Source organism: Pseudomonas sp. NPDC087697 (assembly GCF_044743155.1).
Classification (GTDB): domain Bacteria; phylum Pseudomonadota; class Gammaproteobacteria; order Pseudomonadales; family Pseudomonadaceae; genus Aquipseudomonas.
The window spans coordinates 1-23158 of sequence record NZ_JBIUVW010000013.1 but is presented as its reverse complement, the minus strand read 5'-3'; the positions used below and the strand labels follow the sequence as shown (position 1 = coordinate 23158).

The following is a 23158-nucleotide window of genomic DNA, read 5'->3' as shown; positions in this document are numbered from 1 at the left end:
GGTGGGTGTGGTCAAGAAAGCGTTTGTGCTTGCTTACCCTAGTAGAGAAAGGTCATACGGGTTCGTTACACCCTTCCCGAAAAACTTTTTTTCGATTCTTGCAGGAAGCACCGCGGGAAATCTAGGGAGTGGATATTCCGCCCAGAGCCTCTTCCAGGCTACCTGTCAGGCTAGGCATCGATTCAAGCCGTCGCCCCATTTTGCTGATCAGCAAGGCGACGGAATCAGCATTGCCGAGAATGGTTTCGACCCGTTTCAGCGGATCGGTTCGAAATATCCTGCGTGCATCGTCCAGGGTCTGTCCCTCGGTTATATCCAGGATGTGATTCAAGATCACTTCGGAGGCGCTGCCAATTTGGGGATCGGTTTTGAGCCCGGTAATCAAATTAGTGACCTGAAAGAGCTCATGGCGAGGCGTGCTGAGGGACAGAGCTTTACGCTGATCCTCTTGTAAACTGGCCTTCACCATCCTGCCAATAGGAGTGTTGCCATTGACCAGATCGAGGTGGGGATGGCAGGCGTTCAAATAGGTAATGTCTTCAGTTTGGCAAACCTGATGTGTGAGTTCATGAATCAGTGTGACCGCTCGGGCGTGGGCGTCAACGTTGAAGGGTGCCGTTAGCAAGTTTTCATAGCCAAGTTCCGGTTTGAAAAATGATCTTGTCAAGTACAACCGTTGTGCACTGTCAGGAATAAGTGTGAAAGCCATAACTTCCCCTTTTGTATTACGGGAAGAGCGCCGCTGAGAGCCTATGGCAAATCGCTTTGAGGTGGGTGAGTTGAGTGAGGGGGCAAGCAAGGCAGAGAGCAGATCGTCGATAACTTCCTTGATCCTTTCGATATGTAGGGGCTCTACGATCTGTAAATCAAAAAAATCCTTAATGAGTTTTAGCGTTTGGGTGTTGGCTGGGGAGGTCGATACTAACAACCGCAAATTGCCCTTGCTGTTTTTAACGTAGCGAGTGGCTAAACTCAGTGCCTCGGTAATCATTGAGGCTTTACGCAGGTAGAGTCGTCGAATGGCTTCCATTCCGGTTGCATGTATGTTCATGCCACGCCGGGCAATGGGGTTTGAATAGGCGCGATTGGTGATTCTTGATACGACTCTTGCGCCAAGGACAAGAGGATTCCTGGTGCTCCATTGCAGTCTGGCGTTTTTATATACAAGCGGTCCAACGTCGTGATCATTAGTGATTTGCCAGTGTTCACCATGCTTGCCGATACGAAAGACTTTGCCCTCGATCGGTGCATATTGACGACTTGTGATTGGGTCACGATAGAGACCAAGGTTTGAATCTTTATGCAGGTCCTGCAACGCTATATCAGTCACTTCATGGGGCTGCAGTTCGGTTCGTTGCGCAGCTGTTATATCGATATTTGCCCAGCTGGACTCCGAGTCAACGGTGGAAGGTGAGGGTGCGGGAAGAGGCGTAACTTCAGCAGGGGTATCTGGAACACCTTCAGGTGCTTCGGGCATTGACTGCCTGAGCATCACCATTTGCGCGGCACCCTTTACGAAATCGCCAATCCCCCTGCGCCAGTGATGTTCTTGCAGCGCTTCAGCAGAGCTCTTGAACAGCTTGAAACTGTTCCAGACTACCAGTGGATAGGCCAGCTTTCCGGGGATGAACTGCAAGGCCTGATTCACACCCGATGTGAACACATGTTTTACAGCGTTCCATGCCTCATGGGCCTTTGCGATGGATTGGCATCCCAGCAGCTTGAACAGCACCTCGATGTTGTCGGTGAACAGTTGCTTGAACAGATGGCCTTTAATGGGATTGGACGCAAGGCTGATTGATGGCGTCGTGCCGGCGGGGGAAGCCAATAAGGGAGCAAACGTTGCCCGCGCAGCGTCCGGGAGGCTGCGAAGTACCCACTGCTGCAATGCTCCGGGGGCGGTCAATTCTGCCAGCAAACCGGCCTCGTCCTTGTACTCCTTGAGGTGATGGCTTTGGCTGTAGGGTGCATACAGGACCTGCGGTCCTTGGGTACCAGGCTGCGGACCAATCAAGTAGAGCCCGAGGGCTTTGACCGCCGTAGCGCCGCTGGAGGCGACCAGTTCGAGTGGCCGAATTATGGCCCTTGCATTGTTGACGGCCGCGCGGGCGATCGCGTCTGGCATATCCATGATTTGTTGGATAAAGCTGAACGCACCTCCCGTAAGGCGTTTTTGCAGCATCTCGGCATGGGCGTGCTGCATGAGCTGCCAGGGGAGTTGCCTGGCGAATCGCTGCTGACGTTCTGTCAGGCCTTGGCTGTTAGGGGCTAATAAGGTTTGTAGGTGCTTAAGGTACTCAGCCCCGATGTTCAGCTGTTTAACCTGCCGTGTCAGCGTTTCTGCGAGCATCTCTGGCGGGAGCGCCAGTGCCGTTCTGGATTCAATTTTCAGGTTTGTCCCACCCATGTGGTCGTGATGGGACAGTGCATATTCAGCCAGGGTCAGCTGTAGTGGGGTAGAGGTATTGGCAGGCGTTAGCGTGATCTTGATGTCGTCAGGCGCATGAATAGTCGGGTTATAGGTGGTTCGTAACAGCGTTGAGAGTTTCTCCTGTGCAAAGTCCGCCAGAGAGCGGATACCGTGCAAGTAGTCTTCATCTGCTTCCACATTGTTTCGGTACTGCTCCAGCAGTTCGATCTGCAGTTGTTGGTCTTGCACCGATGCCATGCCAAACCAGCCTGGCAAAGAATGCTGAGTGATCAGCGCCTGAGCCATCGCCATGGTCCGTTGTAGATTGGTGGGAGGAAGGCTTTGCGTCATCCAGACTTGCCATTCATTTTCAAGCTGGCTGCTGGAGAGCGTAGAGCCAAGTACCTGGTCAACTTCTGCCGCTTGCAATGTTGCGTATGACTGTTGCCGGTTCTCAACCAGATTGCCAACGATGGGTTCCAGCGAGTCGAGGGAATACACGTGATGAGCTGATCGCTCCGGTTGTTTGAGGTTTTCCAGGAGTGCAGGACGTTCGTCCTCACTCAGCAAACGCCGATTGAGTTCAGTTTTGAAAAGGCTCAACGAGTTGAACGTTTCAATTCCCCATTGAGGTGTCCAAAGTACGATGCGGCCGGAATGAACAGGGTCCAGGCCGCCTCGCTCTGTCAGGAGAAAACAGTTGGCCAGGCTCGCCAGAGTGTTCTCTTCGGTGGCTTTGAGCATCAAGCAAAAAGCGCCAGGCAAGAATCCGTTCAAGCCATGCCGTGTGTGCGGCTCAAGGCTGTTGAGGACCGTTTCGACAATCGCCCGGTCAACAGATCGGAGTGTCTGGTTCAGTGTTCTGAGCTGGAGCTCCCCGCGCAGCCCGGCCAGCATCGCCGTCACGAGGGCGGGTTGCAAATTCGGGATGGAGTTCCAAACCTGACGCAGATGTACGGGGAAGTCTTCAAGCGTATTGTCGACCAGTGCGTTGAACGTCTGTACGTCCAGACCTGGAATCTTTAACGAAACGCCGGCAGAAGGCGCTCCGAAGAAGCCGACATTCGGCGAGTCATCGAGGTGATCGGCCTGCTCGCTGATGCGCGCCAGGAAATGCTCGATCAGGTTGAGCGAAGATTCCGGCTGTCGGGTTTCTGATCCGGTGGGTGGGCTGCTATAGCGGTTCACATAAATGTTTGGTGCCCACAGGTCTCCCGGTTCTAAAGCTGCCAGTTTCGTATTCAACAAGGTCGTGGCCGAACGTTGAATGGAGGGCTGGGTGGCGAGCTGCTTTTCGATGTCGGCGTTCAATATTTCGAGTCGCTGCAAAGATTGCTTGGCTGACTCCAGAACCGATGTTGTGGGCTTGCTGGAAGTGCTCTCGGCAGAGGACGATTCACTCCACGATGGCGCCAGATGTGTACTCCAGCGAGCTTGTGAATTGAGCGTCAGCAGCCGATTGCCAACCATGGCTCGGATGTCGAGCACATTGTCGATCAAGGCATCGATATCGATTGTGCCCTTGCTTTGGCGATAGAGGCCCAGAGCGTAGTCGAGGTTTTGTAGCTGTTTTTTGGCGATATCCAGCAGCATGTCACGAAAGACCGAGCCACTGACGGGGACCGTCACTATGCTCGGCGAGCCCAGCCCCTGCAGGATTGTGCGCTCGCTTCGTGCCACATAACTCAGTAGTTCGTCTCGCTTGCCAATTGTTTTCAGCGTGTCCAGCAGATCGGTTTTCACCTCGGCATGGTTGTAGAACACTTGCAGGCCTCGAGCCTGGGTGTACAGAAACGCATGGGATTGCGGTTCGTCCGGGGTGCTGATGATGAGGGTGCTACAGAGGTCTGTGGACTGTTTGCCCAGTTCGGTCAGACGAATTTTTTCAACCCGTGGCGGGTTGGATGACGGTCCGCTTATCGTGGCGTCGATCATCAGCAACGTCATCAGAGTCTGGTATTGCCGTGCAGAGATAGTGGTTTGTTGTCGTTGATCGAGCAGGCTCGCACTGTATTTGTCACGCATGGCTTCTACGAAGAAGTCCTGCCGCGATTGACCTGTGGTGAGCTTGTGTTGCCAAAACGCGTTGAGCTGATCTTTCAAATGCTCTGTCAGTCCAGCGGCAAGCCCAGGTACGGACCTCTCCCAGAGCAGGTTGTCATTAACGTTTCTGTTGGCAGGGTCAGATTCCAGTGTTCTTTTAGGGTTGGTGAACACTCTGGTTTGCCCGACTGGCCAGGCATTGCTGACGTGGTAGGCGAGAACCGTCTCGCTCAACGATTGCGTGGACACTCGTCGAACGTTCGATACGCTGGCGCTCGAAGCATCAGACGTTCTCTCTGTGACAAAGCTGTTTACCCGGGTTTCTCGCTGATCCACACCGGGGAAGCTTTCGGCTAGCTTAGTGTTCAGGTACTGCTCGATCATCGACGTACAAGAGGGGAACTCGACGAGTTCGTTCAGCAGGTCCTGGGCGTTCTGGAGTTGGCTCTGGGTGATGATACGTTGTTGCTCTTCGAACACGGCGCCCTGGATTACCCGCGTACTCAGCATGAATTCGTTGGCAGGGTTGAACGTATTACGCTGGGCGATGGAAAGGTAACGCAGTAATCCGGTCGCCTGTGCCGGGATTTTCAACCACTTGATCAGCTCGGATTTTAGTGTTTGTTGACTGTCGAATTTTTCCAGACCACGTGAGGGCGTGTAGAGAAAGGCTCCGCCCTCGGATGCTGGGCTCATGATAAAAGCACCGGCAAGTTCTATCGCCGTCTGGCCTTTTGGGTTCAGAAAAACCGTTTCAACGGTCATCGGTGTATCGAGTGTGGCTCGGGCCGTATGGCTCGCCAGATACACTGCGTCCAGCCAGTCGAGATCCTGAAGCGTGAAGTGACGGGCGCGCTGTCGCTCCGTTAGCTGTTCTCTGAGAGCCAGGGTTTCGGGGAAGAAATACGGTAAGGAAGTGCTCATGCCTGTGACCTCAATGTGTGTCGCCGCTGTTGTTGGCAGAGCGGATGACACTAAAGCGAGGTCGGCGGGTGAGGGCGGTAAATAGATATTGCTCAGAATTAAGGGGCTGTCAGCACAAAAGCAAACGCCCCGAACAAGTCGGGGCGTTTGCTTTGGCCGCTATAAGGGCGTTTTAACACAACCTGAGAAGGCCGTTTTTTGTTGCCGCCGTGCTTAGCCGCCCAGGTACGCGTCGCGCACTTTAGGGTCGTTCAGCAGAGCTTCACCGGTGCCTTGCATCACTACCCGGCCGTTTTCCAGTACGTAGGCGCGGTCGGCGATTTTCAACGCCTGGTTGGCGTTCTGCTCGACCAGGAACACCGTCACACCATCCTTGCGCAGCTGTTCGATGATGTCGAAGATCTGCTGGATGATGATCGGCGCCAGACCCAGCGACGGCTCGTCGAGCAGCAGCAGCTTGGGTTTGCTCATCAGCGCCCGGCCGATGGCGAGCATTTGCTGCTCACCGCCAGACATGGTGCCGCCGCGCTGGGCGAAGCGTTCTTTCAAGCGTGGGAAAAGTCCCAGGACCTTATCCATCTGCTCCTGATAATCGCCCTTATCGGTGAAGAACCCGCCCATGGCGAGGTTTTCTTCCACGGTCAGACGGGCAAATACCCGACGACCTTCCGGAACCACGGCGATGCTTTTACGCATGATCTGCGCGGACTCCTGGCCGACCAGTTCTTCGCCCATGTAGCGAATACTGCCGCTATGGGCTTGCGGCGAACCGCACAGGGTCATCAGCAGGGTGGACTTGCCGGCGCCGTTGGCACCGATCAGCGTGACGATCTCGCCCTGACGGACTTCGACGTTGACGCTGTGCAGGGCCTGGATCTTGCCGTAGAAAGTGGAAACGTTTTCGAACTGCAGCATTTACGCTTCCCCCAGGTAGGCTTTGATCACTTCAGGATTATCGCGGATCTGCTCCGGCGTGCCGTTGGCCAGAGGCGTGCCCTGGTTGATCACGAAGATGTGGTCGGAGATGCTCATGACCAGTTTCATGTCGTGTTCGATCAGCAGCACGGTCACGCCATGCTCTTCACGCAGGGTGCCGATCAGCGCCTTGAGGTCGTCGGTTTCCCGCGGGTTGAGGCCGGCGGCCGGTTCGTCGAGCATGAGGATGCTTGGACGGGTCATCATGCAGCGGGCGATTTCCAGGCGGCGCTGCTGACCATAGGCCAGGGTGCCGGCCGGACGGTTGGCGAACTCCTTGAGGTTGACCTTGTCGAGCCAGAACTCGGCGTATTCCATGGCCTCGCGTTCGCTGCGGCGAAACGCTGGCGTCTTGAACAGACCGGCCAGGAAGTTGGTATTCAGGTGCCGGTGCTGAGCAATCAGCAGGTTTTCCACGGCGGTCATTTCCTTGAACAACCGCACGTTCTGGAAGGTCCGCACCACGCCTTTACCGGCGATCTTGTGACCGGGCAGGCCTTCGATCGCTTCACCGTTGAGCTGGATGGTACCGGCGGTTGGCTGGTAGAACCCGGTCAGGCAGTTGAACACGGTGGTCTTGCCGGCGCCGTTAGGGCCGATCATCGAGACCACCTGTTTCTCTTTCACGCTCAGGGCAACGTTATTGACCGCCAGCAAGCCGCCGAAGCGCATGCTCAGGCCATCTACTTTCAGGATCTCTCTGCTCATTTACGCAGCTCCATGTGAGGACGTTGCATGGGCAGCAGACCTTGTGGACGCCAGATCATCATCAGCACCATCAAGGCGCCGAACATCAACATGCGGTATTCGCTGAAGTCACGCATCAGCTCGGGCAACAGGATCATCACGACAGCCGCGAGGACCACGCCCAATTGCGAGCCCATGCCGCCCAATACCACGATGGCGAGGATGGTGGCCGACTCGATGAAGGTGAACGACTCCGGCGTCACCAGACCCTGACGTGCGGCGAAGAAGCTGCCGGCGAAACCGGCGAAGCAGGCACCCAGGGTGAAGGCCGACAGCTTGATCACGGTCGGGTTCAGGCCCAGTGCACGGCAGGCGATTTCGTCTTCACGCAGTGCTTCCCAGGCACGGCCGATCGGCATGCGCAGCAGACGGTTGATCACGAACAGTGCGAACAGCGCCAGCAACAGCGCCACCAGGTAGAGGAAAACCACCTTGCTGACCGGGTTGTACGTCAGGCCAAAGAACTCGTGAAAGGTCTGCATGCCTTCGGCGGCCGTTCTGTCGAAGCTCAGGCCGAACAGCGTCGGTTTGGGAATGTTGCTGATACCGTTCGGTCCGCCCGTGAGGCCGGTCAGGTTACGCAGGAACAGACGGATGATCTCACCGAAACCCAGGGTCACGATCGCCAGATAGTCACCGCGCAAACGCAGCACCGGGAAACCGAGCAGGAAGCCGAAGGTCGCCGACATCAAGCCGGCGATGGGCAGGCAGATCCAGAAGCTCAGGCCGTAGTAGTGCGACAGCAGCGCATAGCTGTAGGCGCCCACCGCGTAGAAGCCGACGTAGCCCAGGTCGAGCAGACCCGCCAGACCGACCACGATGTTCAGGCCCAGACCGAGCAGCACATAGATCAGAATCAGCGTGGCGATATCCACCGCACCGCGCGAGCCGAAGAACGGCCAGACCAGAGCGACGACGATCAATCCCATGATGACCCAGCGCTGGGTGCTGGGCAGGGTCAGGAAGTGGCTCGCGCCAGGCGGGATCAATTTACCTTTGGGCACGGAGCGCATGGCGGCCGTGTATTGGCGGTCGAATATCACACGCAGGAACATCAGCACCGAACAGGCGGCGATGATGATCAGCGTGGAGGTGCTGGCACCTTGAACTTCGAGGTTGATGCCGGCGATGGACAGTTTCAGACCGAGTACCGGGTACGCCACAGCCCAAACCAATAGCGCGCTGAAAAGCGCCTGTTTAAGATTCCTGATCATACTTTCTCAACCTCCGGACGGCCCAACAGGCCGGTCGGCCGGAATAACAACACCAGAACCAGAAGACCGAAAGCCACCACGTCCTTGTACTGGTCACCGAATATATCGGCGCCGAATGCTTCGGCCACCCCCAGCACCAGACCACCGAGCATGGCGCCCGGAATGCTGCCGATGCCGCCCAGAACCGCCGCGGTAAAGGCCTTGAGGCCCACCAGGAAACCGGCGTTCGGATTGATCACGCCATACTGCATGCTCAGCAGCACAGCCGCCACGGCCGCCAGGGCTGCACCGATGACGAAGGTCAGGGCGATGATGTTGTTGGTGTTGATGCCCAGCAGGTTGGCCATCTTGATGTCTTCGGCACAGGCCCGGCAGGCACGTCCCAGACGTGAACGCGAGATGAACTGGGTGAGGCAGAGCATCACCACCAGGGTCACGATGAACACCAGGATCTGCATGTAGGAGATCAGCACTTCCTGTGCGCCGCCCGGACCGAAGCTAAAGCTGCCCGGAATCAGGTTGGGGATCGATTTGTCCTTGGAGTCCTGCGAGAGCAGTACGGTGTTTTGCAGGAAGATCGACATGCCGATGGCCGAGATCAGCGGGATCAGACGGTTACTGCCCCGCAGAGGGCGGTAGGCGATCCGTTCGATACTGTAGCCGTAGGCACTGGTAACAACGATGGTCGCCAGGAATGCGGCGGTCATCAACAGCGGTAGAGAATGGATACCCAGCATGGCCAGTCCGGCAAGGACGATGAAGGCCACGTAGGAACCGATCATGTAGACCTCGCCATGGGCGAAGTTAATCATTCCAATGATGCCGTAAACCATCGTATAGCCGATGGCGATCAGGGCATACGTGCTGCCAATGGTCAGACCATTAACCAGCTGTTGGAAAAAGTGATAGATCTCAGGCATTACAGCGCTCCTAAAAACCTGATACGCATTTCACTGGTGGAGTCATTTTCCCGCTCAGGCCCCGTAGATCTGCATCCACTTCGAACGTGAGGTTTGCCAGCGAACCGCTGATGACGGTTTTGAGATTTTCAGGTGGGGAGGCTTCCGGATCACGGAGGCACGGCCCATTACCTCGTAAAACAAAGCCCACGGCACGCCGTGGGCTTTATTGGCAGTCAGTCAGGCAGCGCCTTACTGAGGCGAAACTTCGGTTTTAGGTTTGCCAAAGTGCCACTGGTAGACCACGAACTTGAAGTTCTTCAGGTCACCCTTCGAGTCGAACGACAGGTCGCCGGTCGGGGTCTTGAAGGTGCCGGCGCGGATAGCGGCGGCCACTTTGGCGGTGTCTTCGCTCTTCGCTGCCTTGATGCCTTCAGCGATCACTTCGACTGCCGAGTAGGCCGGGAACACGAACGGACCGGTCGGGTCCTGCTTCTTGGCGGCGAACGCGTCAACCAGCGCCTTGTTGGCCGGGTCCTGGTCGAAAGACTTCGGCAAGGTCACCAGCAGGCCTTCGGAAGCGTCCTGGGCGATCTGCGAGATGGAGTCGTTGCCGACGCCTTCCGGACCCATGAACTTGGCGTTCAGGCCTTTTTCCTTGGACTGACGCAGGATCAGGCCCAGTTCCGGGTGGTAGCCACCGTAGTAAACGAAGTCGACGTTGGCTTGCTTGAGTTTCTGGATGATCGAGGAAAAGTCCTTGTCGCCGGCGTTGAGGCCTTCGAACACGGCAACCTTGACGCCTTTGCCTTCGAGGGTTTTCTTCACGGCGGTGGCGATGCCTTCGCCGTATTGCTGTTTGTCGTGCAGAACAGCAACGATTTTCGGTTTTACGTGATCGGCAATGTAGTTACCGGCGGCAGGGCCCTGGGCGCTGTCCAGGCCGATGGTGCGGAACACCATTTTGTAGCCACGGTTAGTGATGTCCGGGCTGGTGGCGGCTGGGGTGATCATGATCACGCCTTCGTCTTCGTAGATGTCGGACGCTGGCTGAGTGGAGCTGGAGCAGAGGTGACCGACCACGAACTTGACGCCGTCGTTGACCACTTTGTTGGCGACGGCAACAGCCTGTTTAGGGTCGCAGGCGTCATCGTATTCCTTGGCTTCGAGCATCTTGCCGTCGACACCGCCTTTGGCGTTGATCTGCTCGATGGCCATTTTAGCGCCGGTGAACTGCATGTCACCGTACTGGGTCACAGGACCGGTTTTAGGGCCGGCGATGCCGATCTTGATGGTGTCAGCTGCGAACGAATGGCTGGCGACTCCGGCCAGAACCATAGCGGCAAACAGTTTGGAAATCTGCTTAGTAGCCTTATTCATAGTGCTCCACTCTTACTGTTGTATTTTTTATAGTCCTGGCGGCCTGAGCCACAGAACCGGATCGATATCCTGGATATCCTCCGGAAATGCCCCCGGCAACTGTACCGGTACAGTGTAGAGCGCCGATTGTTCGCTTGGAAAGCTGGCGCTCAGGGGCAAAACCTGAGGGTGTCGCATTTTTGAAAGAAGAAGACAGAATTGCGGCGGGATTTTGGCTGGGTGGTGGCCTGATTCAGCGGCTATCCTTGGCTTTCCTGCAGTTCTCGATCAATGACTCTATTGCATCCGGGTTTTTCTGCCAGAGCACCGACGTTATGATTGCGCCGATTTCTTTTCCGGACAGGACCCATGACTCAAGAACCTAGCACCCTCTATGCCAAGCTGCTTGGTGAAACCGCATCTATTACCTGGAAGGAACTCGAACCGTTCTTCGCCAAGGGTGCCCTATTGTGGGTCGAGGCCGATCTGGATTTGATCGAAGCAGCCGAAGCCGTGGCCGAGGATCAGGGCGAGAAAGTGGCTGCCTGGCTGGCTGCCGAGAAGGTTGCCAAGGTGTCTGCGACACGGGCGCTGGATCTGGTCGAGCGTGATCCGCAGCTCTGGGCGGTGGTGGTTTCGCCGTGGATTCTGATCCAGGAAAGGGCGCAGGCCTGAAGGCTTGCACCGATTTGGTGCTGATGGCGCTGGTGCAAAAGTGTGTAGCCGAGTAGCGTGATGGCAGGTTGCCGTAGAGAAATGCCACAGACCGGATGGGGGAAGGTTACGTAAACGTAACGGGAACAGTTTAATAAGCAGCCGAATGGCTGCTTAATTGTTTCTGATTGTTTGAAAAGTAAAAGATCGCAGCCTGCGGCAGCTCCTACACCGACCCCGCGTAGGAGCTGCCGCAGGCTGCGATCTTTTCGGGGTTACTCCATTACGCCGTCTTGCCAGTATGGTTATTCAGCGAAATGACCTTGGTCTTGCCGATGCGGTGACGGTAGATCTCGCGCAGGTACTTGATGGCCTTTTTCACGCAATCGCGTGACAGACGGATATCGTTGATCGAGACAAACTTGTCTTTGTCGTTGATCAGCTCGCGGTACTTCTTCTCGTACATCGGCTTGATCGCGTACCAGTTGGTGTCGAGGATCTTCGCCGGATTTTCGAACTCGTTGAGCAGCTCGTCGATCCTGGCCTCGTCGAAGTCTTCATGGATGATGAAGTCGAGGATCGAATTGTCCAGCGTTTCGTCGAAACGGTACGGGTTGCGCGCAAAGCAGCGTTTGATGAAGGCCACGATCAAGGTCAGGAAATCATCCGACAGGCACGGGCTCTTGGCGATCAGGGTGGTCAACGAAAGGTTGGCCGAGGCGCCAATCACCAGTGCATAACGCTTGAGCGTGGTGTTGGGGAACAGGCTGTTGAGGTGGGTCTTCAACCGGTTCAGGTCCATATAGGACAGCTTGTAATCCTTGGGCAGCGACACGATCGACACTACCGACGAGCAGTTCTTGAAGAAGTGCAGGTCATGCAGGGCGGCAGCGTCGTAACCCGAGTTCTTGTATTGCTCCAGCGACGCGCGATAACGCTTGGACTCGATCGGCAACAGGCTGATGCCTTCGATGGCCTGGGTCACTTTGTTGAAGTGCGGCAGGTCGATCGAGCGGAAGAACAGGTCGTCGATGTTCAAGCGCTGTGGCTCTTTGTCGAACACCTTGAACTTGTCACTGCTCGGTGCCGGTTGTTCTGGTACCACCGACTCGGCGTAGGCAATCGCCACTGGCCCGGCCAGACTCATGAACAGGTCGTTGGCGTCCAGGCGAATGGTTTCGCCGATGTCGATGCCTGCCCGACGGAAATAGTTCTGGTCGTAGTCGGTGGTGACCGCCTGGGCCGTCAGAATGTTGAAGATCTGCTGCGAGATGTACTGGTTGGCGTGCTTTTCCATGGCATTGACATCAATGTTCTGGATATTGCCGTCATCGTTCTCTTCGGCGTAACGCATGATGTCGTTGGAGATCAGCATCATCGCGTTCCATGGACGGATGCGGCCCATGACGCTGGCTTCACTGCTGTCTTCATTGGCGAAGTTGTACGAAAAATCCCATTCTTCCGACAGGTACTTACACAGCAGGCGACCGGCATTGATGTGCAGTGCTTCAGACATTTCGCTGCGGTGATCGGAAATGTTCGGCAGTACGCAAATGCCGCTGGTGAAGATCGGCTCGAACACGAAGGAGTGGCCGCTCTTGCTGTCGTGCTCGTCCACCGGTTTGGTGTCGAACGTCTTGTTCATGTACGAGTGCTGCTGGGCCAGGCCGAACTCCGACGCCATGCCCGAACCGGTACCGCCGCCGGCGCTGAAGATCGAGAAGTACAGGCGCGACTGGTTGGCCTTGATGCCGCAGCTGTCGATCAGGTACGAGTGGATCATCTTCCAGTCAGGGCTGGAGAAACGCTGGGTGTCCTTGTTCAGGATGATCTTCGCCAGGTACTGGCCGAGGATCGGCGCGTTACCGGCACCACCGGCGTGGACTTCCGAGAGGTCCATGATCTTCATTTTGCTGTAGTCGCGCAGGAAGCCGCTTTTTTCGCCCTTGCGCGAGAAGCGGATACGTCCGGCGATGTCTTTGTCCAGATCGCCGAGCATCACCAGCGGTTCGACCAGGAACACCGGTTTGCTAGCCTTGCCGGCACCCAGTTTCAGGTTGTTGCGAATCCATTGCGCTGGGCTGTAGCCCTTTTCAGCATAGGGCTTGTCTTCGTTGTTGAACTCGTTGAGGTAGAACTTGCGGGCGTTGTACACCAACTCCGCGACGTCCAGCGCAATGTTCGAACCGCAGCGACCCAGACCGATCAGGCACACCGAGGGGAACTCCTGCTGATGCAGTTCGTGGGTGTCTTCCAGGTGCGGCGGCTTGGGGAATACCAGATCGCGCAGACCATCGAGGTTGTCGAGGATGCGATCGGTATTGGTCTCGGTAAAATACAGGTACTGCTGAGTCGCAAGCGGGCGTGAGCTGGTCAATGGCTTCGGGACTGAGGGTTTATCCGTGGCGGCGGTGAGCGTCAGTTCGGATACCGCAGGGGCAGGATTATTTTTAGAAGTCATTGTGCGCCATGTGCCTGGACGGGTTGGTTCGGCGGCGAGATATCATCAAGCCATCACGAATAAAGAACTCGCGACTTTACAGCGCGATATTGTTCCCAGCGATAGGGCTTTACCTGAGTGTCGCTAGGGGGAATCCTTTCCTGATTCATGATGAATCGGCCAATATTTGGCGATCTTTAATCGAACAGAGGCAAAATGATGGCAACGTTACCTTCGCTCGCGTTCGCTGGAATCGGCTTGATGGGTTTACCGATGTGCCGGCGTTTGTTGGCCGCGGGCTATCCACTGACCGTCTGGAATCGCAACCCCGACAAGTGCGCGCCCTTGGTCGAGGCCGGGGCGCGACAAGTGGCCACCCCTGCCGAGCTGTGTCAGCACGCCGATCTGGTGATGTTGTGCCTGGCCAATACCGAGGTAGTACGCGAGGTGGTATTCGGTGTGGCGGGCGTGGTGTCTGGTGCGAAAGCCGGTCAGTTGCTGGTGGATTTTTCCAGCCTGGAACCCACGGCGACGCGGGAAATGGCTGCCGAACTGGCCAGCCGTACCGGCATGGGCTGGCTGGATGCACCGGTATCCGGTGGTGTGGCGGGAGCCGAGGCCGCAAGCCTGGCGATCATGGTTGGCGGTGCATCAGCGGATGTTGAGCGAGTGCGTCCGGTGTTGTTGAGCCTCGGTCAGCGGGTCACACACATGGGCGCGGTCGGCGCAGGGCAGGTGACCAAGGCCTGCAACCAGATGATTGTTGCCTGCAATGCGTTGGTGATCGCTGAAGTGGTAGCGCTGGCCGAGCGTTCAGGTGTGGATGCGAGTCTGCTGGCCGAGGCGTTGAGCGGCGGGTTTGCTGATTCGAAACCTTTGCAGATTCTCGCCCCGCAAATGGCCGAGAGCCGTTTCGAACCGGTGAAATGGCATGTTCGAACGTTGCTCAAGGATCTCGACGGCGCGGTGAAATTTTCCCGCGAACAGGGCTCGGCGACACCGATCAGTGGACTGGCTGCACAGTTGATGCGCCTGCATGGTGGCCAGGGGTTTCTGGAAAAAGATCCCGCGACATTGATCCATCTATACCGTGAGCCAGGCTTAGAGGACTGACAGGGTGTGAGTGTTTGCGCTGGTTGATTTCGTTCAGTACCGGGCGCAATTCAGCCAGCGGCACCGGGCGGCTCAACAAGTAACCCTGAACAAAGTCGCAACCGAAGCGTTCGAGAAACTGGTATTGCTCCAGAGTTTCGACCCCTTCGGTGACCACCTGCAAATGCAGGGTATGGGCCATGACGATAATGGCCTGGACGATCTCCATGTCCTGGGTGGCCTTGGGAATGTCCTGGATAAACGAACGGTCGATTTTCAGGGTGTTCAGGGGCAAACGCTTGAGGTAGGCCAGCGACGAGTAACCGGTGCCAAAATCGTCGATCGACAGCGAAACACCGAGCGCCCGAATTTTGCGCAACAGCACCAGCGTATTGGCGATGTTGCCCATCAGCGCATTTTCCGTGACCTCCAGCTCCAGCCTCTGCGGTGCGACGCCAGCCGCTCGCAGCGCATTCTCGACTTCTTCGGCGAGCTCTTCGCGAGCGAGATTGAGAGGTGAGCAGTTCACGGCTATTTTCAACGACTCGCAGTCGTGCCTGGACAGCTCGCTCAGGTCTTCGCAGGCTTTGCGCAGCACCCAGTTGTCGAGTTCGGCGATCAAACCGTTGGCTTCGGCAATCGGGATGAAACGGTCGGGTGCGAGCAAACCGTGCACCGGGTGCTGCCAGCGAACCAGTGCTTCGAGTTTGGTGACCTGGCCGCTTTTGAGGTCGTAAATCGGCTGGTAATAAAGCAACAGCCCGTCTTCGTCACGTAAGGCATTGCGCAGCTCTTCTTCGAGTTGCAGTTCCATTGTCGCCTTGGTTTTCAGGTTGGGGCTGAAAAAGTGCAGGCTGTTACGGCCATTGCCCTTGGATTGGTACAACGCCAGATCGGCGTTTTTCAGCAGTTCTTCGCAGCTCTTGCCGTCGTCGGGAAATACGCTGATACCGATGCTGGTGGTCATGACCATGCGGCGACCGGCCAGCTCGATCGGTTCCTTCATCTTATGCATGATGCGCTGCGCCATGTGCCGCGCTTCGTCGCGATCATGCAGGCTGATGAGGATGCAGAACTCATCGCCACCAAACCGTGCGACCACATCGTCATGGCTGCGGGTCGAGCCTTTGATGTGGTTGGCGAGGACTTTCAGCAGTTCGTCACCGGCGTCATGACCCAGACTGTCGTTGATCCGTTTGAAATGATCGATGTCCAGAAACATCACCGCCAGCATGCCGCCATGGGTGCTTTTCTCGATGAGCTTTTCGGCGAAAATCTGATTGAAGCCGCGGCGGTTGATCAGGTTGGTCAGGGCGTCGTAGTGCGCCACTTGTTGCAGCGACATGCGCGCCTGATCCAGCTGACTGAGCAGCGCGTTGACCCGACGCAGGTCATGTTCCTTGTATTGCAGCTTTTTGTCGGCCAGGGCGGCGCTGATGCTGCTGCCGATGATCAACAGCGCGATCACGGTAATTGTCAGCCCCAGTTGCAGGCGGTCGTTGTCGAGCGACAGTTGCATCGGGATACCGGCTGGCAACACCAGGCTCATGGACTGCATGCCGGTGAAGTGCATACTCACGATGCCGGCGCCCAGTACCAGGCTGGCGGTGTATTTGAGCATCTGATGGGCGATGCCATTGCCGTTGCGCAGAACGTGCGACAGCAGCAAGGCAATACCGCTGGCGCCGATGGCGATCAGGATCGACACGCCGAACAACATTGGCTGGTAATAGGCCACGGCGTTCGAGCGCATGGCGGCCATGCCCACGTAATGCATGGTGGCGATGCCCAGTCCGATGCAGATCGAGGTTTGCACATATTGCCGGACGTTCAGTTGCGCATTGCTCAGGGTGTTCATTGCCACAAAGGCTGCAATAAAGGCGATCAGCAGGGAAAGCAAGGTGGCTGGCAAGTCGTAGTGGATATCGATGGGCGCCTGGAACGCCAGCATGCCGATGAAGTGCATGGCCCAAATGCCGCCCGACAGGCAGCAGGCACCGACCCAGCGCCAGAGCCGTTGAGAGGCAGGGTTCTCGGCGTGATTGACACGTTCGGCCATGTCCAGCGTGGCGAAGCTGGCCGCGCAGGCAACCAGATAGGCCAACAGCACCAGAAAGGGGTTATGACTGCAACTGAGTACTACTTGCCCGCTGCTCTCTGGCAGCTCGGTAATGAAATGCAAACCAAGCCACTCCATAGCATGCCCCGTCTCTGAGTCATCTCGCACCGGCACCATGAACGCTGGCGAATGTCTGGAGTATAGAGGCCGTGCGCAGAGTGCAAGGGGTAGTGGCACATTGATTCTAACGATTTTGTAATGAGCCCAAGAGCGTTTGGAAATAAATTGTCGCGCTCGGAGGCTGGCCCTCATGGGCGGATATCAGCCTTACGAATAATGACAGACAGCGGCCATGGCGCTGACTAGATTGCTGGTTCCGGGCTCGAATGCCGTCGGCAGTGAAGCCCTCATAACAATAAAAGAGACGGACTCATGCAGAACTCGACCCAAGCGGCGAATGCCTGGCGCATTCTGTTCCTGCTGTTCCTGGCCAATCTGTTCAACTTCTTCGACCGCACGATCCCGGCGATCATCATCGAGCCGATTCGCATGGAATGGCACCTCAGCGACTTTCAACTGGGGATTATCGGGGCTGCGTTTACCATCGTTTATGCCGTTGCCGGTCTGCCGTTAGGGCGCATGGCCGACACCGGTTCACGCAGCAAGCTGATGGGTTGGGGATTGGCCGTGTGGAGCGGGCTGACGGCGGTCAACGGTCTGGTGGGGAGTTTCTGGAGTTTTTTGATCGTGCGCATGGGGATCGGCATCGGTGAGGCCAGCTATGCACCGGCCGCCAATTCGCTGATCGGTGATTTGTTCCCGGCGCACCGTCGGGCGCGGGCCATGGGCCTCTTCATGTTGGGATTGCCGCTGGGCCTGTTGTTGGCTTTCTTTACCATCGGCGCGATGGTCAAGGCGTTCGACAGCTGGCGTGCGCCGTTCTTCATTGCGGCGATACCGGGTTTGATCCTGGCGATTTTCATGTTCTTCATCAAAGAACCCAAGCGCGGCGCGGCAGAAACCGTGCAGGTGTCCCAGGAGCGGGTGGATCGGCCGATTCGTCGGGTGCTGGCCATTCCGACCTTCCTCTGGCTGGTGATGGCGGGGTTGTGTTTCAACTTCGCCACCTATGCCTGCAACTCGTTTCTGGTGCCGATGTTGCAACGCTACTTTCAGATGCCGTTGCAGCAAGCCGCGGTGGCGACCGGGGTGATCGTCGGTGTGACCGGCTTGTTCGGTCTGACGCTGGGCGGTTGGGTGGCCGACAAGATTCACCAGCGCGTGGCCAACGGTCGATTGCTGTTTGCCGCGTTCAGTCTGATCATCTCGACCTTGTGCACGGCTTGGGCGCTGCACGCCGGGCGGGTTGAAATCGGTGTGTTTGTCGCGGTGTTCAGTGTCGGTTGGTTGTTTGCCTACAACTTTTATACCTGCGTTTACACGGCCATTCAGGACGTGGTCGAACCGCGTTTGCGTGCTACGGCGATGGCGTTGTTTTTTGCCGGTTTGTATCTACTGGGTGGTGGTCTTGGGCCAGTGGTGGTGGGCGCTTTGTCCGATCATTTCGCCCATGCCGCGATGCTGATGGCCGGTGCCGAGCAAATGAGCGAGGCGTTCAAGGCAGTGGGGCTGCATGATGCGATGTATCTGATCCCGGTGGCGCTGTTTTTCACCATGGTGTTTCTGTTCCTGGCTTCGCGGTGTTTTGTGAGGGATGCCAAGCGGATGAAAGAGGGATTGGTTGCTGTGGTTGAGCCTGGGATTGCTGTGGCGACTGCCTGATCGCCATCGCGAGCAAGCTCGCTCCCACAGGGATTGCCGTTAAGCACAAATCCTGTGCGCGCTGAAGATCAAATGTGGGAGCGAGCTTGCTCGCGAAGAGGCCATCAGCATCAACTCAACAATCAAGCATAAAAAAGGCCCGCATCGCTGCGGGCCTTCTTTGTTTTAGCGGTGGAGCAGGGGGGCTTAGCCCGCCACCAGCACCCGGATCGCTTCCAGTCGCAGTGCGGCTTTGTCGAGCATGGCCAGGCCTTGCTCGCGCTGCTGACGCAGGGCAACCAGTTCGCTGTCGCGTACCGTCGGGTTGACCGCTTGCAGAGCGGTCAGGCGCGCCAGCTCTTCTTCGGTGTCAGCGGCCAGACGGCGTTGCGCTTCGGCTACACGTTCGGCGTGACGCGGGGTGATTTTCTCTTCACCGGCATTGATGCGCGGTGTCAGTTGATCACGCTGGGCCTGGACGAATTTGTTGGCGCTGGCGCGTGGCACGCTTTCGAGCTGGTCGTTGAGGGTTTCGAACGAGACGCGGCCCGACAGGTCGTTGCCGTTGGCGTCCAGCAAGCAGCGCAGCGCAGCCGGCGGCAGGTAACGGCCCAGTTGCAGCGAGCGCGGGGCAACCACTTCGCTGACATAGAGCAGTTCCAGCAACACGGTGCCAGGCTTGAGGGCCTTGTTCTTGATCAACGCGACGGCGGTGTTGCCCATCGAGCCGGACAGGACCAGGTCCATGCCACCCTGAACCATCGGGTGCTCCCAGGTGATGAATTGCATGTCTTCGCGAGACAGCGCCTGGTTGCGGTCGTAGGTGATGGTCACGCCTTCGTCGTCGCCCAGCGGGAAGCTGGCGTCGAGCATTTTTTCGCTCGGCTTGAGGATCAGCGCGTTTTCCGAATGGTCTTCGCTGTCGATGCCGAACGCGTCGAACAAGGTTTCCATGTAGATCGGCAGGGCGAACTGATCGTCTTGTTCAAGGATCGCCTCAACCAGCGCGTCACCTTCGCCAGCGCCGCCGGAGTTGAGTTCCAGCAGGCGGTCACGGCCGCTGTGCAACTCGGCTTCGAGGTTTTCACGAGTGGTACGGGCTTCGTCGATCAGCGCTTGCCACTCGCCGTCGTCGGCGTTTTCCAGCAGCGGCAGCAGGCGTGGGCCGAACTGATGCTGCAAGGCGTTGCCGGTCGGGCAGGTGTTGAGGAACGCGTTCAGCGCTTCGTGGTACCACTGGAACAGGCGCTCTTGCGGGCTGGTTTCCAGGTACGGCACGTGCAGTTCGATGATGTGTTTCTGGCCAATCCGGTCGAGACGCCCGATCCGCTGTTCCAGCAGGTCCGGGTGCGACGGCAGGTCGAACAGCACCAGGTGGTGGGAGAACTGGAAGTTGCGACCTTCACTGCCGATTTCCGAGCAGATCAGTACCTGCGCGCCGAACTCTTCGTCGGCGAAGTAAGCGGCCGCGCGGTCACGCTCGAGGATGTTCATGCCTTCGTGGAACACCGTGGCCGGGATGCCGGAACGTACGCGCAGGGCGTCTTCCAGGTCCATCGCGGTTTCGGCGTGGGCACAGATCACCAGTACTTTGGTGCGCTTGAGCATTTTCAACTGGTCGATCAGCCACTCGACCCGTGGGTCGAAGCGCCACCAGCGTTGTTCTTCATCTATATCCGGCTGCGCCTGGAAGCTGACTTCCGGGTACAGCTCGGCGTGTTCGCCCAGCGGCAGTTCGAGGTATTCGTCCGGGCACGGCAGCGGGTACGGATGCAGTTTGCGTTCCGGGAAGCCTTGCACCGCGGCGCGGGTGTTACGGAACAGCACGCGGCCAGTGCCGTGGCGGTCCAGCAGTTCGCGCACCAGACGGGCGCTGGCTTCAGCATCGCCTTCGTTGACGGCGTTCAGCAGTGCTTCGCCTTCGTCACCGAGGAAACCCTGGATGGTTTTATGTGCCGCCGGGGACAAGCGGCCCTGGTCCATCAGCTCCTGAACGGCTTCGGCCACCGGGCGATAGTTTTCGCTCTCGGCGCGGAAGGCTTTCAGGTCATGGAAACGGTTTGGATCGAGCAGGCGCAGGCGCGCGAAGTGGCTGTCCTGACCCAGTTGCTCTGGCGTCGCGGTCAGCAGCAGTACGCCGGGAATGGTTTCTGCCAGCTGTTCAACCAGCGAGTACTGAGGGCTGACCTGATCTTCGTGCCATACCAGGTGGTGCGCTTCGTCGACTACCAGCAGGTCCCAACCGGCAGCGAACAGCGCGTCCTGGGCCTTTTCGTCGTCCACCAGCCATTCCAGAGCCACCAGCGCGAGCTGGGTGTCTTCGAACGGGTTGCCGGCATCGCTTTCGATGAAGCGTTCTTCGTCGAACAGCGCGACTTGCAGGTTGAAACGACGGCGCATCTCCACCAGCCACTGGTGCTGGAGGTTTTCTGGAACCAGGATCAGCACGCGGTTGGCGCGACCCGAGAGCAGTTGGCGATGGATCACCAGACCGGCTTCGATGGTTTTACCCAGACCGACTTCGTCCGCCAGCAGGACCCGCGGTGCGATACGATCCGCGACTTCACGGGCGATGTGCAATTGATGGGCGATTGGCTGCGCACGCACGCCACCCAGGCCCCAGAGCGAGGATTGCAACTGGCGGCTGGTGTGTTCCAGGGTGTGGTAACGCAGGGAGAACCAGGCCAGTGGGTCGATCTGCCCGGCGAACAAACGGTCGCTGGCCAGACGGAACTGGATGAAGTTCGAGAGTTGGGTCTCAGGCAGGGTCACTACTTCGTTCTGCGCGTTGAGCCCGTGGTAGACCAGCAGGCCGTCGACGTCGTCGACTTCGCGCACGGTCATTTTCCAGCCTTCGAAGTGAGTGATCATGTCACCCGGCGAAAACCTCACGCGAGTGAGGGGCGCATTCCGTAGCGCGTACTGGCGAGTGTCGCCAGTGGCCGGATAGAGCACGGTCAGCAAGCGACCGTCCTGTGCCAGAACGGTGCCTAAACCTAGCTCGGCTTCGCTGTCACTAATCCAGCGTTGCCCCGGTTGATACTGCTGCGCCATGCTGCCTGACTCCCGCCTTGAAAAAGCCGACTATGTTAACGGATCGGTGCCTCCAGAGCCAAAGGACTCTCATAAAAACTACTAGGCTTACGGTAGCGCATGGAGGCGATTGTCGATTGTGAGTGTCAACCGGGTCGCAAGTTTGCGACCGATGGCTCAAGTCACCCCTCCAGCAGCCGACAGCCTGCCGTCAGGAGACTAATACTATGCTGCCACCGATGCTCCCCTTGAGTGCCGTGCCGATCACTTCCCAGCAGGACCCGATTCGCCAGCGGCCGGATATTCCGCCGGTGGTGCCGGTGGAGGCGAGCTCCAGCGAAAGCACGATCGACCTGCACAAGCGCCATGCCGAAGAGTCGGCGCTGTTGTTGCGCGAAGAGCAGCGGCGTCAGCAGGAACGCGACAGGCGTCGTCGCGAAGCCGAAGAGGATCCTGAAGAGCACCTGGCTGTGCCGGGTGACGAGTTGAACGCCGACAATACGGTGCCGGTGGTCCCGTTGATGGACGATCAGCCGCGTCAGGGGTTGTGGGTCGATATCGAGGTCTGACGCTCGCAGACTTTTTGTTGCGCTCTGATGCTGCTGGCGGCTGGTCAGCGCCGGTCATTGGCCGCATTATTGGCAAACTTTGAGCGGGCAGGGTGACGGTGGTCGCTGTGCTGCGCCTGTATTGACTATGAAGATGTAAGCCACGCCATGAGCCAAGACGACAAACTGATTGACCTCAATACCGAGCGTGCCAAGCGCGTGCATGACCTTAATGAAAAGCGCCTGAATGAAGTGCGTCAGGCTTTCGAGCAGGCCATGCCTTTGGGTAAAGCGAAGAAAAAGCCGAAAAACAAACCGAAAAAGCGTTGATCCTCCCTGCATCTGTTGATGCAGGTCAGTTATTTCCCTTCCTTTACGCCTTGTCTTGGGCGGCATTGATCCCGGTCAATTTTCTCTCGTGCCTGATTGGTTAACTTAGCCCCATCGCAACAGGGCAAGTGCAGGAGGCCAGTCATGTTTTTCGATAATGTGGTGATCGCCGGAGTGCTGACTGTCGGCCTCATGGTTCTGTTTTTTGCCGGGTTTGGATTCTTTATCTGGAAAGACGCACATAAGCGTAAAAAGCCTTAGGTCTTTCTGGAAGCACGAGCACGCAAGGCATTTTGGGCGACTTCGGTCGCCCTTTTTTTTGCCTGCGGTTTCTTGCCGAGTCAGCGCTTGCGGGTGTGCACCGCTCAACTGTGGGAGCGGGCTTGCTCGCGAAGGCGGCCTGACAGCCGACCAATCTCTTGCAGGTGTACATATCCATTTCTGCGGTAACGGCCACTTAGGGTTTCGCCCTTACGGCGCCTCACTTTTTTTACAAGCGCCTAAAAAAAGTAAGCAAAAAAACGCTCGCCCCGAGCGTCCGGCACCTCGCTTAGGCTCGGCGTTCCCTCGCTCCAGCATTCATCAGGGGGCATCGCCTACGGTCTGCTGCGCGACGACCTCCTCTCGATGTGTCCGGCTGCGCCGTACGGCGCTGCGCGCCAACCCCCTG

At 57.5% G+C, this 23158-nt stretch carries 15 protein-coding genes; 6 read left to right on the top strand and 9 right to left on the bottom strand.

Annotation, left to right across the window (positions count from 1 at the left end; all coding sequences use genetic code 11):
• Positions 1-121: 121 nt before the first annotated feature.
• The 6 genes from ACIPIN_RS11985 to ACIPIN_RS11960 form a co-directional block, all read right to left on the bottom strand.
• Positions 122-5377 (bottom strand): dermonecrotic toxin domain-containing protein, encoded by a 5256-nt coding sequence (locus ACIPIN_RS11985; protein ID WP_401118726.1) that lies wholly within the window; start codon positions 5375-5377, stop codon positions 122-124.
• Between the two features lie 213 nt (positions 5378-5590).
• Positions 5591-6292: an ABC transporter ATP-binding protein gene (locus ACIPIN_RS11980; protein WP_401118723.1), complete on the bottom strand. Its 702-nt coding sequence runs from the start codon at positions 6290-6292 to the stop codon at positions 5591-5593.
• Positions 6293-7060 carry a high-affinity branched-chain amino acid ABC transporter ATP-binding protein LivG gene (gene livG, locus ACIPIN_RS11975; protein WP_401118720.1) on the bottom strand — a complete coding sequence of 256 codons (768 nt, stop codon included), beginning with the start codon at positions 7058-7060 and terminating at the stop codon, positions 6293-6295.
• Positions 7057-8313 carry a high-affinity branched-chain amino acid ABC transporter permease LivM gene (locus tag ACIPIN_RS11970; RefSeq protein ID WP_401118718.1) on the bottom strand — a complete coding sequence of 419 codons (1257 nt, stop codon included), beginning with the start codon at positions 8311-8313 and terminating at the stop codon, positions 7057-7059. Before ACIPIN_RS11970 ends, livG begins: the two co-directional genes overlap by 4 nt.
• Positions 8310-9233, bottom strand: coding sequence for a high-affinity branched-chain amino acid ABC transporter permease LivH (gene livH / locus ACIPIN_RS11965; RefSeq protein WP_401118716.1), 924 nt, complete (start codon positions 9231-9233; stop codon positions 8310-8312). The genes ACIPIN_RS11970 and livH overlap by 4 nt, the downstream gene beginning before the upstream one ends.
• Before the next feature lie 231 nt (positions 9234-9464).
• A complete protein-coding gene (locus ACIPIN_RS11960) occupies positions 9465-10592 on the bottom strand; it encodes a branched-chain amino acid ABC transporter substrate-binding protein (protein WP_401118713.1) in 1128 nt (375 codons plus the stop codon).
• A 348-nt stretch (positions 10593-10940) separates the two neighbouring features.
• Here ACIPIN_RS11960 and ACIPIN_RS11955 point away from each other — a divergent pair, with 348 nt between their 5' ends.
• Positions 10941-11246, top strand: coding sequence for a DUF2288 domain-containing protein (locus tag ACIPIN_RS11955; RefSeq protein WP_401118711.1), 306 nt, complete (start codon positions 10941-10943; stop codon positions 11244-11246).
• 262 nt (positions 11247-11508) lie between these two features.
• Here the strand turns inward: ACIPIN_RS11955 and ACIPIN_RS11950 are convergent, their stop codons facing one another.
• Positions 11509-13686 carry a hypothetical protein gene (locus ACIPIN_RS11950; protein WP_401118709.1) on the bottom strand — a complete coding sequence of 726 codons (2178 nt, stop codon included), beginning with the start codon at positions 13684-13686 and terminating at the stop codon, positions 11509-11511.
• Positions 13687-13881: 195 nt separating this feature from the next.
• Here ACIPIN_RS11950 and ACIPIN_RS11945 point away from each other — a divergent pair, with 195 nt between their 5' ends.
• On the top strand, positions 13882-14778 hold the full coding sequence (locus ACIPIN_RS11945; RefSeq protein WP_401118706.1) for an NAD(P)-dependent oxidoreductase: 897 nt from the start codon (positions 13882-13884) through the stop codon (positions 14776-14778).
• Here ACIPIN_RS11945 and ACIPIN_RS11940 read toward each other — a convergent pair.
• On the bottom strand, positions 14669-16954 hold the full coding sequence (locus ACIPIN_RS11940) for a putative bifunctional diguanylate cyclase/phosphodiesterase (RefSeq protein ID WP_401118703.1): 2286 nt from the start codon (positions 16952-16954) through the stop codon (positions 14669-14671). The two genes, ACIPIN_RS11945 and ACIPIN_RS11940, sit on opposite strands and share 110 nt — an antisense overlap.
• 294 nt (positions 16955-17248) lie before the next feature.
• On the opposite strand from ACIPIN_RS11940, the gene ACIPIN_RS11935 reads away from it, so the two are divergent.
• Positions 17249-18598: a spinster family MFS transporter gene (locus tag ACIPIN_RS11935; RefSeq protein WP_401118700.1), complete on the top strand. Its 1350-nt coding sequence runs from the start codon at positions 17249-17251 to the stop codon at positions 18596-18598.
• A gap of 186 nt (positions 18599-18784) precedes the next feature.
• Here ACIPIN_RS11935 and rapA read toward each other — a convergent pair whose 3' ends face one another.
• The gene (rapA, locus tag ACIPIN_RS11930) at positions 18785-21631 is read right to left on the bottom strand and encodes an RNA polymerase-associated protein RapA (RefSeq protein WP_401118697.1); all 2847 of its coding nucleotides are present in this window, start codon (positions 21629-21631) and stop codon (positions 18785-18787) included.
• A 206-nt stretch (positions 21632-21837) separates the two neighbouring features.
• Here rapA and ACIPIN_RS11925 point away from each other — a divergent pair, with 206 nt between their 5' ends.
• The 3 genes from ACIPIN_RS11925 (at position 21838) to ccoM (ending at position 22749) form a co-directional block, all read left to right on the top strand.
• Entirely contained in the window at positions 21838-22179 is a 342-nt protein-coding gene (locus tag ACIPIN_RS11925) for an aspartate-semialdehyde dehydrogenase (protein WP_123428264.1), read from the top strand.
• Between the two features lie 147 nt (positions 22180-22326).
• Positions 22327-22488 (top strand): hypothetical protein, encoded by a 162-nt coding sequence (locus ACIPIN_RS11920; RefSeq protein WP_007906621.1) that lies wholly within the window; start codon positions 22327-22329, stop codon positions 22486-22488.
• A 144-nt stretch (positions 22489-22632) separates the two neighbouring features.
• Positions 22633-22749 carry a cytochrome c oxidase subunit CcoM gene (ccoM, locus tag ACIPIN_RS11915; protein ID WP_007926603.1) on the top strand — a complete coding sequence of 39 codons (117 nt, stop codon included), beginning with the start codon at positions 22633-22635 and terminating at the stop codon, positions 22747-22749.
• The last annotated feature ends 409 nt before the right edge of the window (positions 22750-23158 follow it).